This window comes from Streptomyces sp. NPDC002787 (genome assembly GCF_053592095.1).
In genome coordinates this window covers 91,028-105,721 of sequence record NZ_JBSFVC010000016.1, presented here as the reverse complement: position 1 = coordinate 105,721, position 14,694 = coordinate 91,028, and the positions used below count along the sequence as shown (strand labels likewise).

Here is a 14,694-nt window from a genome sequence, read left to right as displayed (position 1 = left end):
GTTCCGGTCGTCGACCTGTCCCCTTGCGCCCGCGCCGACCGAATCCTACGGTGAAGCATAGGAATCAGGATCGCGAGGGAGCGGGCATGAGCGGGGACGCGAGGAAGACGGCCGAGGGGCTGGAGTACCTCTCCGGATTCGGCAACGAGCACGCCTCGGAGGCGGTCCCGGGCGCGTTGCCGCAGGGCCGCAACTCGCCGCAGCGCGCCCCGCTCGGCCTGTACGCGGAGCAGCTCAGCGGCACGGCGTTCACCGAACCGAGGGCCCACAACCGCCGCTCCTGGCTCTACCGGATCCGCCCGTCGGCCGCCCACCCCGCCTTCACGCGCACGGACAACGGCACCCTGGCCACGGCCCCCTTCACCGAGACGGTCCCCGACCCCAACCGCCTCCGCTGGAACCCGCTCCCCGATCCCCCGGCAGGCACCGACTTCGTCGATGGCCTTTGGACGCTCGGCGGCAACGGCGACGCGGCCCAGCGGACGGGCATGGCGGTGCACCTGTATCACGCCAATTCGTCGATGCGGCGTGTGTTCAGCGACGCGGACGGCGAGCTGCTGATCGTCCCGGAGCGCGGCGGCCTCCTCCTGCGCACGGAGTTCGGCCTGCTGCGCGCGGAGCCCGGCGAGGTCGCCCTGATCCCCCGGGGCGTCCGCTTCCGCGTCGACCTCCTGGACGCCGCGTCCGAGGCCGGGCAGAGCCCGACCGCCCGCGGCTACGTCTGCGAGAACTACGGCGCCCCCTTCCGCCTCCCCGACCTGGGGCCCATCGGCGCCAACGGCCTCGCCAACCCGCGTGACTTCCGGGCGCCGGTGGCCGCGTACGAGGACGTCGAGGGCTCGGTGGAGGTACTGAACAAGTTCTGCGGCAACCTCTGGACGGCCACCTACGACCATTCCCCCCTCGACGTGGTCGCCTGGCACGGCAACCACACGCCGTACGTCTACGACCTGCGCCGTTTCAACGTCATCGGGACGATCTCGTACGACCACCCGGACCCGTCGATCTTCACGGTGCTGACATCGCCGTCGGACACCCCCGGGCTTGCCGGGGTGGACTTCGTGGTCTTCGCGCCGCGCTGGCTGGTGGGCGAGGACACGTTCCGGCCGCCGTACTTCCACCGGAACGTGATGAGCGAGTACATGGGCCTGATCGAGGGGGCGTACGACGCGAAGGCGGAGGGCTTCGTGCCCGGGGGCGGCTCGCTGCACAACATGATGTCGGCGCACGGTCCGGACCGGGAGACCTTCGACAGGGCGAGTGATGCGGAGTTGCGGCCGCAGCGGGTCGACGACGGGCTGGCCTTCATGTTCGAGACGCGCTGGCCGATCCTCACGACCGCGCGGGCGGCCCGGGCGGAGCATCTGCAGCGGGGATACGACGACGTGTGGTCCGGGCTGCGCCGCCACTTCGTCCCGTTGCACTGAACGCGCCGTGCCGGGTACGGATACCGTCGTGACCTCCTTCGCTCCGGACTCGATCGTCCTGAACCGCAAACTGCCGCTCTGGTACCAGGTGTCGCAGTCCCTGCGCGCCTCCATACTCGGCCGGTCTCCCCAGGCCCCCCTGCGACTGCCCACCGAGGAGCAGTTGGCGGGGCACTACGGGGTGAGCGTGCTGACCATGCGGCAGGCGCTGAAGGAGCTGGAGGACGAGGGGCTGATCACCCGGCACCGCCGGCGCGGCACGTTCATCGAGCCGAGCGCCCAGCGGGGCTCCCCCGTCCGCCTGCTCGGCTCGGTGGACGCGATCGTGGCCCAGCAGTCGGGCATGACGACCGAGCTGCTGGACCAGGGCAGCACCCCTCTGTCGGGTGAACTCATCGAGTACTTCCCGGACTTGACGGAGGTGGCCACGTACCACCGGCTGCGCGGCGACGAGAGGACGGGCGAACCCACCAACCACGCCCGCAACTACGTCCGCCCCGAGCTGGCCGAACGCATCGACCGAAACGACCTGCTGCGCTGGCCGATGACGAAGGTCCTCCGCGATGTCGTGGGCGTGGCCATCGGCCGTATCACCGACACGGTCGAGGCCCGCATCGCCGACCCGGAGACCGCCCGTCTCCTCCAGGTGCCCCTGCTCAGCCCGATCCTCCACTACACGGGCGTGACCTACGACGAGTCCGGCCGCGTCCTCGACGTGGCGGTCATCCACTACCGCGGCGACCGTTTCTCGTTCACGGTCACCCTCGACGCGCATTGACCGGGGAGCGTGCCGCACGGGACCTGCGGCACACCCCCCGGGGTCGTACGATGCCCAGCGTGACGCCCGACGCTCCGCTGCTCGCGGACCTCATGCCGTGGTCCGTCGCACCGCCACGGCTGGGCCGGGGGTGGCCGACGGCCCCCGACGCGGCATCCCTGAAAGCCCGCTGGGACGCCCTGGTGAAGGCCGACGGCCCGGACCGCGAGGCCCTGTTCGCCCCCACCCGCTCCCGTACCCTCACCTCGGCGGTGCCCCAACTGCCGGGACAGTCCACCGGCACCGGCCGGCTGGCCCGCGAATCGGGTCCCTGCCCCGAGCCCGTCCGCGTCCTGGCCGCCCCCTTCGACGAGCAGTGGCTCATCCCCGACCACCGCCTGATCGACGCCGCCCGCCCCGAACTGTGGCGCGTGGCGGACGACCACCAGGTCTTCGTGGTCGAGCAGACGGTCGCGCCGGATTCCACCGGCCCCCTCCTCCTCGCGTCGTCCGTACTCCCGCTCGCCCCGCTCCACGGCCCCCGCGTCGGCCGCGTCCACCCGCTGTACCGCCGCCCGGGCGCCCTCGAACCGAATCTGGCACCCGGCCTGCGGGAGTACCTCGGTGAGCGCCTCGCCACCGGCCCCGTGGACCCCCTCGACGTCCTCGCCTGGATCCTGGTGGCCGCACGTCCCGGCCCCAACCGCGTCGAGGTCCCCCTCACTTCGGACCCCGGAGTCTGGTCGCGAGGCGTCGAGCTGGGCCGCCGCACCCTCTGGCTGATGCGCCGCGACGGCGACCGCCCCAAACTCCCGGGCGGCCGCCGCCCCTACGTCCGCGCCCCGCTCCCCTCCCGCCCCGTGGCATGCGTCTACGACCGCGACGAGGAGGCCCTTTTCATCGACGAGGGGCGTATCTCCCCCGTACCGGCCGAGGCCTGGGACTTCCACGTGGGCGGGGTCCGCGTCCTGGAGGAGTGGTTCACCCGCCGCACGACAGCCGCGGAACCGGGCACGCTGGAGGCGGTACGTCCGACGACCTGGCCACAGCCATGGACGTCGGAGCTGCTGGAACTGATCACCGTGCTGGCGCTCCTGGCGGAACTCGGCCCGAGGCAAGCCGACTTGACGGTCCAGGAACCGATCACCGCCACCGACCTGCGCGAGGCCGGCGTACTCCCGGTCCCGGAGGCGGCCCGCAAGCCCGCCTCGGTCCTGGACCACCACGAGGAGGGCCCGGAGGGCCAGTTCACCCTGCTGTGAGGAGGGGCGACCTCACGCACTTCGCGGACTTGCCGAACTTCGCGAACTTCGCGGGCATCACGAACTTCGCGGCTCCGCGAACATGCTTCACGGGCGGGTGTCGACACCGGGCCTCATCAGCAACAGGTCCTCGCCCCAGGCATCCAGGGTGGACCCGTGGCCGGCCTCTCGTGCCGCGGTTTCAACCTGGCGGAAGAGCTGTCGTTGCAGGGTCGTGTCCGCGCTCTCCGTGATCCGCCCGATGGTGTCGAGCAGGACCGCCGTCTCCCATCCGGGCAGCGGAAACCTCTCCAGTTCCCACTCCAGGTACTTGTTGTAGGGACGCGGACGGTCGTCGACGGCGAACAAGAACTCCAGCAGGAAGCGCGTGCTGTCGGCCGCGTCGAGCCGGGCGGCGAGGAGATGGCCGTCGCGGGCGTTCTTGACGGACCGGTAGAGGGAGTTGGCGTAGGCGTCCAGCCAGTCGGCGGCCTCCCGGAACGCCTCGCCGGAGGCGCGCCGCCCCTTGGCGGAGACGATCTCGGCGATCCCGCCGTCGAGTCGGTCGAGCAGCACCCGGGCGCGGGCGAGGGCGTAGCGCTCGAATCCGTCGAGCCGGCGGAACGCGTCGAGCGTGGTGACGACCAGGTCGAGGTCTGCGGAGCGGTGACCGTGGAGGCCGATGAGGTCTGTGTCCGCGCCCTCTTCGAGGATGACGTACACATCGTGGTCGGAGTGCTCGGTTGCCATGCCGTCATGGGCATGGGAGCCCTTGAGGACGAGCCCGACGACATCGGGATCGGCAGCGGCGGTGGCGAGGAACGCCTCATAAGTGAGCGCGGGCTTGGGGGCCATGGGTGATCTCCGGGAGGTTCGGAAGTCGAACAGGTCGGATCGCCCTCGCCGTCGGACCGACGGGAGGACAGTCACACCGTCCGCGACAGCTGTGATGCCATCGCCGGGGAGATCAACACACGTCCACCACGCTATCCGGCCCGGTCGGTCCCTCGCGACCTTTTCACCCCTCCTACGGCTCGAACGAATCCAGCACCCGCCCTAGCAACCACTCGAACGCGGCCTCCAGATCGATCGGCCCCGAGTCCTCCATGAACGCCTCCGCCAGCCGCGGGTACGCCCCGCTCGCGATCTGCCCCCCGAGGTAGGCGATCCGCACCTCGTTCTCCCGCTCCTCCGACCACGGCAGTGACCGCACCCGCTCAGCCGTCGCCAGCTCGTTCGCGACGTACGTCGTCACACACCCGTTCACCATCGCGAGGAGCTGCATCTTCGTCCCGTACGGCGCGTCGAGCGAGTCCATGCAGGTCATGCAGTGCTCCAGATACCGCAGACCGTTGGGGCTGAACCCGTAGACCGGCGACATCAGCCGCGGCAGCCAGGGATGCCGGTGCATGAGCTCGCGCGTCTGATACGCCACCCGGCGCATGTCGGCCCGCCAGTCCCCGCTCGGCTCCCAGAGCTCGTGCTCCCCGCCGACCGCGTCGACCATCAGCTCGTACAGGTCTTCCTTGCGCGGCACGTAGTTGTACAGCGACATCGTGCCGCAGCCCAGCTCGGCCGCGACGTGCCGCATGGACACGGCGTCCAGTCCGCCCGCGTCGGCGAGCCGCACGGCCGCCGCCGCGATGTCCGCACGGCTGAACGCGGGCCTCGGGCCTCGGCCGGTGCGCTCGGGGCGCGCCCAGATCACTTGGGGTACGGCCGGTCGGCCAGCCATCGATCATCACCTCGGGCACCATCCTAGTTACGTACAGCGTACGTAATGCGCTATGGTCGAGCCATGACTTCTACGTACGCTGTACTTAGTGAGGGTCTGGAGAGGCGTTTCGGGGATGTCCATGCCGTCCGTGGCCTCGATCTGGCCGTGTCGGAGGGCACTGTGGTCGGGATGCTCGGCCCGAACGGGGCGGGCAAGACGACGGCCGTACGGCTGCTGACGACGCTGCTGCGGCCGGACGCGGGCTCGGCCCGGGTGGCAGGGCACGACCTGGTGCGGGAGCCCGGCGCGGTCCGGCGGGTGATCGGGGTGACCGGGCAGTACGCGTCGGTGGACGGCGATCTCACCGGGCGCCAGAACCTGCGGCTGTTCGCCCGGCTGCACCGCGTCCGCGACGCGGCCGCCCGCGCCGGCGAACTCCTCGACCGCTTCGGCCTGACCGAGGCCGCCGACCGGCCGGCCTCGACCTACTCGGGCGGCATGCGCCGCCGGCTCGACCTGGCGGCCAGCCTCATCCGGCACCCGGCGGTGCTCTTCCTCGACGAGCCCACCACCGGGCTCGACCCGGTCAGCCGCAGCCAGATCTGGGACGCCGTGCGCGCCCTGAAGGCGGAGGGGACGACCGTGCTGCTGACGACGCAGTATCTGGAGGAGGCCGACCAACTCGCTGACCAGATCGTGCTGATGGACCGGGGCCGCATCGCGCACAGCGGCTCGCCGCCCCAGCTCAAGGCGCTGATCGGCTCCTACGCCGAGGTCGTCGTCGCCCACGCGGACGCGATGACCGGGGCGGCCGGTGTCCTCGACCAACTCACGGGCGCCGAGCCCTCGTTCGACCACGGGCGGCACGCGGTCGGCGCGGTCACCGTCGACCCGACGCTGACCCTCCCCCGGCTCGTCCGTGAACTCGACGCGGCGGGCGTGCCGCTGGTCGACGTGAGCCTGCGCCCGCCGACCCTCGACGACGTGTTCCTCCGCCTCACCGAGGGGACCCCCGTCGACCTGACCGACCTCAAGGAGCCTGCGGCATGAGCGCGTTGGCGTACGACGGCACGGCGATGCTGGGCCGGCAGTTGCGGCGGGTCCGGAACAACCCGGGGCTGCTGATCCTCACCCAGACCATGCCCATCTCGATGCTGCTGTTCTTCGGGTACGTCTTCGGCAGCGCCCTCGCGGTGCCGGGCGAGGAGTACCGGCGGTTCCTGGTGCCCGGTCTGCTGGTGGCGACCGCCGCCGGCGGGATCATGACCGGCATGTTCCAGGCCGCCGGGGACACGCACCGGGGCGTGATGGACCGCTTCCGGACACTGCCGATGAGCCGGGCGGCCGTGCCGTTGGGCCAGGCGATGGCGGACGTGGTCGTCACGGCCGCCGGGACGGTGCCGTTCCTGCTGGTCGGGCTCGCGGTGGGCTGGCGGATCGAGGGGAGCGCCCTGGCGGCGGTCGGCGCGTTCGGGCTGTTGCTGCTGTTCCGGTTCGCGGCCGTGTGGATCGGCATCTTCCTGGGCCTGCTGACCCGGAGCGAGGAGGCGGCCGGTCAGCTGGGCGGCGCGACGTTCCTGCTGCCGTTGCTGTCCAACGCGTACATCCCGGCCGAGGGTCTGCCGGGCTGGCTGCGCACGGTCGCCGAGTGGAACCCGATCAGCGCCGTGACCACGGCCCTGCGCGACCTCTTCGGCAACGCGCCGGTGCCCGACGGCGCCGCCTGGCCGGTGGCCCACCCCGTCGCCGGCTCGCTGGCCTGGTGCGCCGTGCTGCTCGCGGTGTTCGTCCCGCTCGCCGTCCGCACGTACGCGGCCGGCCCCAAGTGACCTCCGGCCCGTTCGGGGGACGGGCCGGAGGCGGAGGAGCCGGGGCGCGGAACAGAACAGGGGCACGTGCCGCTCGGCACGCCCTGATGACGACCGCGCCCCGGCGGGAAAATGATGGGGCCCTCGCCGGTGGGCGGAAGGACTGGGAGTCGGCGGCGGCTCGCCGAACAGGTGCCGGAACGACCGGCGGTCGGCGGCGGCTCATGAACAGGTTCCGTGGCGGCCGGGGTTGGCGGCCCGGGACCGGTGGCGGGAAGCGGGTTCACCGGTGGGGCCGCTCAGGGCACTGCTGCCACCCTCCCCCATCGCTGCCGGGCGGGGACGAGGCGCGGATGGGTGCGGTGCCCGCGCTCGGGGAGCACACCGGGTCGCTGCCGCGTGCCGTTGGGGATGACGGACGACGAGATCGCAGCGCTGCGCCGGGACGGTGTGGTCGGCTGAGCGCGGGCCCTCAGCGGGGAAAGCCCTTGGTGCTGTGGTGCTAGCGGCTGCCGAACAGCGAGCGGCGCAGCCTCTTCAGGGGTGCGAACAGCGAGACCCTGCCGACGCGCGTGTCCTTGCGGCCGCTGCGCTCCTGCGGGGAGCGTGACGTTATCTCACGCATCAGCGACGTCGCCTCGGCCGCCTCGCGCTGCGGCACGGCGGGGCCGCTCAGCACCGAGAGATGGCGGTCCAGACGCGAACTGGTCGCGCTGCTCCCGCAGGTGATCGCAGGGACCCGTGCCCTGCGCACTGTTATCTGTTCCATGTCACTCCCCACCCGTACGAGTCCACCCGGCCCGGGCAGCGTAACCATATCGCCCCACCCAAGCACTCGGGAATCACGGTCCTGGTATTCACCTACCCCGTAAGGGCGTTGTTGACTACTCTCCGAATCCGACCGATTTCAGGGCGAGTTGGACAACCGGCTGGCTGGTGGGCTGTGGTGATCCGCCGTCGGGTTCGACGGTCACGGCGAGTGACGTCGCGTCGGTGTTCATTCCGCTCGTGACCAAGGGCGTGTCGCCGTCGAACAGTCCCAGGGAGCGCGGCTGCACGTCGGGGCGCATGAGCCAGAGCTGATGCACCTGGTCGCCCGGGAGGTCCTCGAATCCGCTGAGGGTCACGATCGCGCTCCCCTCCTCGGCGGAAGCGATCACTCCGATTTGATGGCCCTCCGTGTCCCGGTCGCTGGTCGCGCGGGCGTCCGGCGCGGCGAGAACGTGGGCGATCTCACTCGCCTGCGCGCGCTCCGCGTCCAGTTGGTCCCGGGTGCGGTCGGCCTGCACGGCGAAGAGGGACGCGACGACGAGCGCGGCGGCGGCCGTGGCGGTGGCCAGCGGCGCGAACAGCGAGCGCATCCGGGGCGCACGGGCACGCGCCTTCGGCGGCGGCGCGGTGCCCCACACATGCGGCGGCAGATGCTGCTGGGGCCGCGCCTGGGCCGGAGCCTCCTGGGGTGTGCCGCGTACGGCGGCGAAGACCCGGTCGCGCATCGCCGCCGGTGCCGGGGCGGCCGTCGACCAGGCGAGGCGGACCGCGTCCTCGGACAGGGCGCGCACCTCGGCCGGACAGTGGTCGCAGCGCTCCAGGTGCTTCTCGAAGCGGCGCCGCTCGGCGGGCTCCAGGGCGTCGAGCGCGTAGGGAGCGGCGAGCGAGTGGAGGTCCTCGCGGCGGAACAGGCTCATGCCGCACCCCCCTCGGGCACGCGCGCCCCGCGCACCGCCGAACCGAACGGGACCTCATGTGCCATGAGGCCGGTCAAGGCGCTCATGCGACTCCTCCCAGGCATTCGCGCAGCCGTGTGAGTCCGTCGCGCATACGGGTCTTGACCGTGCCGAGCGGCAGGGAGAGCCGCTCGGCCACTTCACGGTAGGTGTAGCCGTCGTAGTAGGCGAGGGTGACGGACTCGCGCTGGAGTGTGGTGAGCCTCTCCAGGCAGTGGCGCACCCACTGGCGTTCGAGTCCGGCCTCGACCTCCTCGGCGACCTGGTCGAAGGCGGGGTGGTGGTTGCGTCGCCCTTCCCGCTGTTCGCGCTCGGTGGCGGCGCGGGCGCTGCGCACCCGGTCGACCGCGCGCCGGTGCGCGAGGGTGAGTATCCAGGACAGGGCGCTGCCGCGGGCGGGGTCGAACCGGGCGGCTGAGCGCCAGAGTTCGAGCAGCACCTCCTGAGCCACCTCCTCCGACTGTGCGGGGTCCCGCACGACGCGGCGGACCAGCCCGAACACCGGGCCGGACACGAGTGCGTACAGCTCCTCGAACGCTCGTTGGTCGCCTCCGGCCACCCGGACCAGAAGCTTGTCCGCCTCCACTCGCTCCCCCTCGCCTCCGGCCGAGCACGGCCATCCCCGCGCGTAAGGCATTCGCAACGAACCCACCTCCGGATGGGGTTACGGATCAGCCTGCCCAAAACGCGGGTCGTCGGTCGACGGATCCGAACGTGTGGGTTCACGGATCGGATCACGGATCGGATCAACTAATCGCGCTCTCCGCTGAAACAACCTTTCAAACGCGCCGTAAGAACGTTTGGGATTCGACCAATCCACCCTGCCGACCGCTCCGAATGGCGTTCGTCAGGCAAGTTGGGACAGAGGACGGACGGCATGACGACACCTACTTCCAGGAGCGGCGCGGGGCGGCGGAGCATCGCGTCCCTCATCTGTGCTTCGCTGGCCGCCGGAGGGCTCGCAGCCGCCGGCGTGACCGTGCTGGAACCGAAGGCGGCCTCCGCCTCCAGCCACCGCGAGGCCCCGCTCATCTCGGGCGAACCGCAGTTCGACAACACGGACGTGTACGCGTTCGTCAGCCCGGACAAGCCGGACACCACGACGATCATCGCGAACTGGATCCCCTTCGAGGAGCCGGCGGGCGGCCCGAACTTCTTCCCGTTCTCCGAGGAGGCCCAGTACGACATCCGCGTCGACCAGGACGGCGACGCGCAGGAAGACCTCATCTTCCGCTACACGTTCAAGACGAAGACGAAGAACGACAAGACCTTCCTGTACAACACGGGCGTCGTGGAGAGCCTCGACGACCCCGACCTCAACATCACGCAGACGTACGACATCGAGCTCATCCAGCTGAAGAACCGCAAGGCGGTCTCCAAGACGCAGCTCGCGGACGACGTGTGGGTGGCACCGTCGAACGTCGGCAAGGCGTCGATGCCGGACTTCAAGAAGCTGCGCGACGAGGCCGTCTACAAGACCGCGAGCGGGGTGACGACGTACGCCGGACAGGCCGACGACCCCTTCTTCCTGGACCTGCGCGTCTTCGACCTGCTGTACGGCGGTGACCTCTCCGAGGTCGGGCGGGACACCCTCAAGGGCTACAACGTCAACTCCATCGCCCTGCAGGTGCCGAGCGACGCGCTCGTCCAGTCCAAGGACCAGCCGATCGTCGGCATCTGGTCGACGACCCAGCGCCAGGGCGCCGACGGCCAGTACCACCAGGTCTCGCGTCTGGGCATGCCGCTGGTGAACGAGGTCGTCAACCCCATCAAGGACAAGGACAAGTTCAACGCGTCCTCGCCCGTGGACGACGCCCAGTTCCTGAACAACGTCACCGAGCCCGAGCTGCCCAAGCTCATCGAGGCGATCTACAAGATCCCGGCGCCGAAGACACCGCGCAACGACCTCGTCGACGTCTTCCTGAAGGGTGTCGAGGGCCTCAACCAGCCGCCGCACGTGACCCCGTCGGAGCAGCTGCGCCTCAACACCTCCATCGAGCCCACCGCGAAGCCGAAGCGGCTCGGTGTGCTCGACGGCGACAACCAGGGCTTCCCGAACGGGCGCCGGCTCACCGACGACGTGATCGACATCGCGCTGCAGGTCGTCGAGGGCGAACTGGTCGACGCGCCGAACGACCTGGGTGACGCGGTCGACAAGAACGACAAGAAGTTCGGCAAGTCCTTCCCGTACGTCGGTCTGCCGACGGCCGGTTCGCGCGGCAAGACCGTCCAGGGCAACACGACGAACAACGTCCGCAGCGCGATCGGCGGCAGTGTCACCGAGAGCGGCATGGACGACACGTCGCTGATCGCGGCCTCGGCCGGTGCCGGCGCGGCCGGTGTCCTGCTCATCGGCACGGGTCTGCTGTGGTGGCGCCGTCGGAACGACCGCGCGTACTACTAGCCGACCCCGACCGGGCCCTCCCCCACGGGCCCGGTCCCTCGACCGGCGCGGCCCGCTCGTATCCATCCCCCACGGCGCGGGCCGCGCCTCACGATCGCAACCACCGCACTCGGCAAGGACGTTGAGGAGAGGGCATGTCCCCGCGTACGAACGACAGCGCGTCGGAGGACGGGCGTCCGCGCCCCGACGAGGGGGCTCCCGAGGCCGACCGGCGCGACACCGCCGCGCCGGGCCCCACGTCCGACGACGACCGCGACACCGCCCAGTCCGGCCCCACAGCCGACGACCGGCACGACACCGCCGAGTCCGGCCACGCTTCCGATGCCGGACCCCGTCCGGTGTCCGCTGCCGAGGGCGGCCGTCGGTCGGGGCACGAGCCGGTCCGGCGGCGGCTGTTGCGGGTCACCGCGTGCGCGGCCGCGCTGGCCGTCGCGTTCACCGGGTTCGCGGTGGCGCTGGGCGCCCGGGACGACGACCGGACGGTGGCCATGTCGAGCTCGCCCGGCGTCTCGGCGGCCCAGCTCGCCGGGGGTGACCTCGACACGGCGGTCAAGGCTCTCCAGGCCCATCTCAAGGAACAGCCCAAGGACTTCGGCTCCTGGTCCACGCTCGGTCTCGCCTATGTCGAGCAGGCCCGCGTCAAGGGCGACCCCTCCCGCTACCCGCAGGCCGAGAAGGCCCTGAACCGTTCGCTGGAGCTGCGTCCCGACAACGACCCGGCGCTAGCCGGTCTCGCCGCCCTCGCCGCCGCACGCCACGAGTTCGAGGACGCGCTGCGCCACGCGGACCGGGCGCTGAAGGAGAACCCCTACAGCGAACGGGCGTTGTGCAGCCGGATCGACGCGCTCGTCGAACTCGGCCGCTACGACGAGGCGTTGGAGGCGGTGCGGCTCGCCGACACCCGACGCCCCGGCATCCCCGTCTTCACGCGGTACGCCTACGTGCACGAGCTGCGCGGCGACGTGAAGACCGCCCGGCGCGTGCTGGAGAGGGCCCTCGCCTCGGCGGTGACCCGGGGCGACATCGCCTACGTGGCCACCCAGCTCGGCCAACTCGCCTGGAAACAGGGCGACTACGAGACTTCGCTCGACCACTACGCCCGCGCACTCGGCGCCGACGACACCTACCTCCCCGCACTGGAGGGCCGCGCCCGCGCCCAGGCGGCGAGCGGCGACACCGCGGACGCGATCCGCGGTCTGGAGCAGGTCGTCTCCGCCTACCCGCTGCCGGGACCGCTCGTCGTGCTCGGCGAGCTGTACGAGGCGAAGGGCGACAGGACCAAGGCGGGCGACCAGTACACCCTGGTGGACGCCTACACCGCCATCGCCCGCGCCAACGGCGTCAACGCCGACCTGGACACCGCGCTCGCCGCCGCCGACCACGGCGACAGGAAGGCCGCGCTGCGGGCGGCCGAGGCCGAGTGGAAGCGCCGGGAGACGGTGCACACGGCGGACGCCCTCGCCTGGGCACTGCACGTCAACGGCCGCGACGACGAGGCCCTGCCGTACTCCCGCCGGGCGACCGCCACCGGGTACAAGGACGCGACGTTCCTGTACCACCGGGGCATGGTCGAGTACGCGGCCGGCGACAAGAAGGAGGCCAAGGCCTCACTGCGGGCGGCGCTCGACCTCAACGCCGGCTTCTCGCCCCTCGGCGCGGCCGAGGCCCGCAGGACCCTGAAGGCTCTGGAGGCCGCCAAGTGACGTCCCCCCGGCGCGTGTTCGCCTCCGCCACAGCGGTCTTCCTGGCCGTCTGCGCGCTCGTCCTGGTCCCCACCGGGTCGGCGAGCGCCCACCCGCTCGGCAACTTCACCGTCAACCGGTACGACGGTCTGGTGGCCGCCCCCGGACAGCTGAAGATCTTCCATGTCGAGGACCTCGCGGAGATCCCGGCGACCCAGGCCGCGCCCGCCATCGAGCGGCAGGGGAGGGAGAGTTGGGCCCGGGAGCGGTGCGAGACGGCCACCGAGGGCAGCGAGGTCACGGTCGACGGACGTGCCGTCGGGGTGACCCTCAAGTCGAGCCGGGCCGAGATGCGCCCGGGCCAGGCGGGCCTGAAGACGCTGCGTGTGGAGTGCCGGCTGACCGCTCCGCTGCCGGACCGGGCCACCGACGTACGCTTCCACGCCGCCGTCGACTCCGGTCCCGGCTGGCGCGAGGTCACCGCCCGGGGCGACCGGATGACACTGACCGGGTCGGACGTGCCCGAGGAGTCGATCTCCGACCAACTCACCAGCTACCCGGCGGAGTTGCTGCAGTCGCCGGAGCAGACCGCGACGGCCTCCCTGCAGGTGGAGCCCGGCGGCCCCGCACTGGCCGAGCAGAAGAGCGACGCGCCCGGCGCCTCGATCCTGCCGCGCGGCGCCGACCGCTGGACCAGGGCCCTCGACGACCTGGTCTCCAGCCAGGACCTCAGCCTCGGCTTCGGCGCCCTCGCCTTCGGTATCGCCATGTTCCTGGGTGCCATGCACGCCCTCGGCCCGGGCCACGGCAAGACCCTGATGGCCGCGACGGCCGCCGCGCGCGACCGGGCCCGGATGCGCGACGTCCTCCCCATGGCCGCGTCCGTGACGGTCACCCACACCCTGGGCGTCGTCGCCCTCGGCCTCCTCGTCCTCGCCGGTTCCGCCGCCGCCCCGGCCGTGATCACCTGGCTGGGCATCGCCAGCGGCCTCTTCGTGATGGCGGCGGGGGTGACACTCGCCCGACGCGCCTGGCTGAACCACAAGCTGGCACGCACACACGGACACGGGCACGCTCATGGGCATGGGCATGGGCACGGAGACGGGCACACGCACGACCACAGCCTCGATCATGACCACGAGCACCACCACGACCACGGTCACGACCACAAGCACGGCCACAGCCACGGCCACGGCCACGGCCACGAGGACGGCCACTCCCACACGCACGACCACGCGCCCGAGCCCAGCCGAGAGCTCGTACTCGCCCACGCCCAGGCGCCCACCCACACCCACACGCACGGCGAGGCCCACGCATCGGTCGCGGCCCACACCCATGAGCCCGCACCAGCGAAGGCCCACGACCACAGCCACAGCCACAGCCACAAGCACGGCCATGACCACGAGCACCACCACGACCACGACCACGACCACAGCCACGACCACCAGCACAGCGACGCCCACGCCCCCGACCAGAAGCGCTCCCTCTTCGGCGGCGGTATCACCCACACCCACGGCGGCTTCACCCACACGCACCCCACCGCGCCCACCCTGCGCGGCACGATCCTGCTCGGCTTCGCGGGCGGAATGGTGCCGAGCCCCTCGGCCGTGGTCGTGCTGGTCGGCGCCGCGGCGCTGGGCAAGGCGTGGTTCGGGCTGCTGCTCGTGCTGGCGTACGGCATCGGGCTGGCGCTCACGCTGACGGCGGCCGGGTACGCCGTGGTGAAGGCGGGCGGCTGGGTGACGCGGGTGATGGACAAGGGCGAGGGCCGGCTCGGCGGCCCGACGGCGGCGCTGGTGCGCCGTACCGTGCCGCTGGCGTCGGCTCTGCTGGTCGTCGCGCTGGGGGCCGCCCTGGTGTTCAGGGGGGCAACATCCGCACTCGGCTGAGCTACTTTTGGGAAGAAATCACACGGAGTGGAGATTTCAGGC

At 71.5% G+C, this 14,694-nt stretch carries 13 protein-coding genes and 1 pseudogene; 9 read left to right on the top strand and 5 right to left on the bottom strand.

Translation table 11 applies throughout. The features are described 5' to 3' along the window. The first annotated feature begins 86 nt into the window (after positions 1-86). The 3 genes from hmgA to ACWD26_RS23190 are packed head-to-tail and all read left to right on the top strand — an operon-like array spanning position 87 to position 3,446. Positions 87-1,427, top strand: a complete 1,341-nt coding sequence (hmgA, locus tag ACWD26_RS23200) for a homogentisate 1,2-dioxygenase (protein ID WP_451272941.1) — start codon at positions 87-89, stop codon at positions 1,425-1,427. 28 nt (positions 1,428-1,455) lie between these two features. Further along, the gene (locus tag ACWD26_RS23195; RefSeq protein ID WP_451272939.1) at positions 1,456-2,205 is read left to right on the top strand and encodes a GntR family transcriptional regulator; all 750 of its coding nucleotides are present in this window, start codon (positions 1,456-1,458) and stop codon (positions 2,203-2,205) included. 50 nt (positions 2,206-2,255) lie between these two features. Next, a complete protein-coding gene (locus ACWD26_RS23190) occupies positions 2,256-3,446 on the top strand; it encodes a type ISP restriction/modification enzyme (protein WP_451272937.1) in 1,191 nt (396 codons plus the stop codon). Positions 3,447-3,533: 87 nt separating this feature from the next. Here ACWD26_RS23190 and ACWD26_RS23185 read toward each other — a convergent pair whose 3' ends face one another. Both ACWD26_RS23185 and ACWD26_RS23180 read right to left on the bottom strand, forming a co-directional pair. Then, positions 3,534-4,280 carry a hypothetical protein gene (locus ACWD26_RS23185; RefSeq protein WP_451272935.1) on the bottom strand — a complete coding sequence of 249 codons (747 nt, stop codon included), beginning with the start codon at positions 4,278-4,280 and terminating at the stop codon, positions 3,534-3,536. 172 nt (positions 4,281-4,452) lie between these two features. Then, complete coding sequence (locus ACWD26_RS23180) at positions 4,453-5,160, bottom strand: TetR/AcrR family transcriptional regulator (protein WP_451272934.1); 708 nt, start codon at positions 5,158-5,160, stop codon at positions 4,453-4,455. A 63-nt stretch (positions 5,161-5,223) separates the two neighbouring features. On the opposite strand from ACWD26_RS23180, the gene ACWD26_RS23175 reads away from it, so the two are divergent. The 3 genes and pseudogenes from ACWD26_RS23175 to ACWD26_RS23165 all read left to right on the top strand — a co-directional run. Beyond that, positions 5,224-6,192, top strand: coding sequence for an ATP-binding cassette domain-containing protein (locus ACWD26_RS23175; protein WP_451272932.1), 969 nt, complete (start codon positions 5,224-5,226; stop codon positions 6,190-6,192). After that, positions 6,189-6,971, top strand: a complete 783-nt coding sequence (locus ACWD26_RS23170; RefSeq protein WP_451272930.1) for an ABC transporter permease — start codon at positions 6,189-6,191, stop codon at positions 6,969-6,971. The genes ACWD26_RS23175 and ACWD26_RS23170 overlap by 4 nt, the downstream gene beginning before the upstream one ends. 223 nt (positions 6,972-7,194) lie before the next feature. Further along, positions 7,195-7,412 (top strand): annotated as a pseudogene (locus tag ACWD26_RS23165) (CoA transferase); the annotation flags it as partial. A 40-nt stretch (positions 7,413-7,452) separates the two neighbouring features. Here ACWD26_RS23165 and ACWD26_RS23160 read toward each other — a convergent pair. The 3 genes from ACWD26_RS23160 to ACWD26_RS23150 all read right to left on the bottom strand — a co-directional run bounded on the left by ACWD26_RS23160 (position 7,453) and on the right by ACWD26_RS23150 (position 9,263). Further along, positions 7,453-7,719, bottom strand: coding sequence for a hypothetical protein (locus ACWD26_RS23160; protein ID WP_451272929.1), 267 nt, complete (start codon positions 7,717-7,719; stop codon positions 7,453-7,455). A 115-nt stretch (positions 7,720-7,834) separates the two neighbouring features. Then, the gene (locus ACWD26_RS23155) at positions 7,835-8,638 is read right to left on the bottom strand and encodes an anti-sigma factor (protein WP_451272927.1); all 804 of its coding nucleotides are present in this window, start codon (positions 8,636-8,638) and stop codon (positions 7,835-7,837) included. 82 nt (positions 8,639-8,720) lie between these two features. Beyond that, on the bottom strand, positions 8,721-9,263 hold the full coding sequence (locus ACWD26_RS23150) for a sigma-70 family RNA polymerase sigma factor (protein ID WP_451272925.1): 543 nt from the start codon (positions 9,261-9,263) through the stop codon (positions 8,721-8,723). Between the two features lie 291 nt (positions 9,264-9,554). Here ACWD26_RS23150 and ACWD26_RS23145 point away from each other — a divergent pair, with 291 nt between their 5' ends. The 3 genes from ACWD26_RS23145 to ACWD26_RS23135 all read left to right on the top strand — a co-directional run bounded on the left by ACWD26_RS23145 (position 9,555) and on the right by ACWD26_RS23135 (position 14,652). Further along, on the top strand, positions 9,555-11,081 hold the full coding sequence (locus ACWD26_RS23145) for a DUF4331 domain-containing protein (RefSeq protein WP_451272923.1): 1,527 nt from the start codon (positions 9,555-9,557) through the stop codon (positions 11,079-11,081). A 134-nt stretch (positions 11,082-11,215) separates the two neighbouring features. Further along, complete coding sequence (locus ACWD26_RS23140; protein ID WP_451272921.1) at positions 11,216-12,784, top strand: tetratricopeptide repeat protein; 1,569 nt, start codon at positions 11,216-11,218, stop codon at positions 12,782-12,784. Beyond that, positions 12,781-14,652: a nickel transporter gene (locus ACWD26_RS23135; protein ID WP_451272919.1), complete on the top strand. Its 1,872-nt coding sequence runs from the start codon at positions 12,781-12,783 to the stop codon at positions 14,650-14,652. Before ACWD26_RS23140 ends, ACWD26_RS23135 begins: the two co-directional genes overlap by 4 nt. The last annotated feature ends 42 nt before the right edge of the window (positions 14,653-14,694 follow it).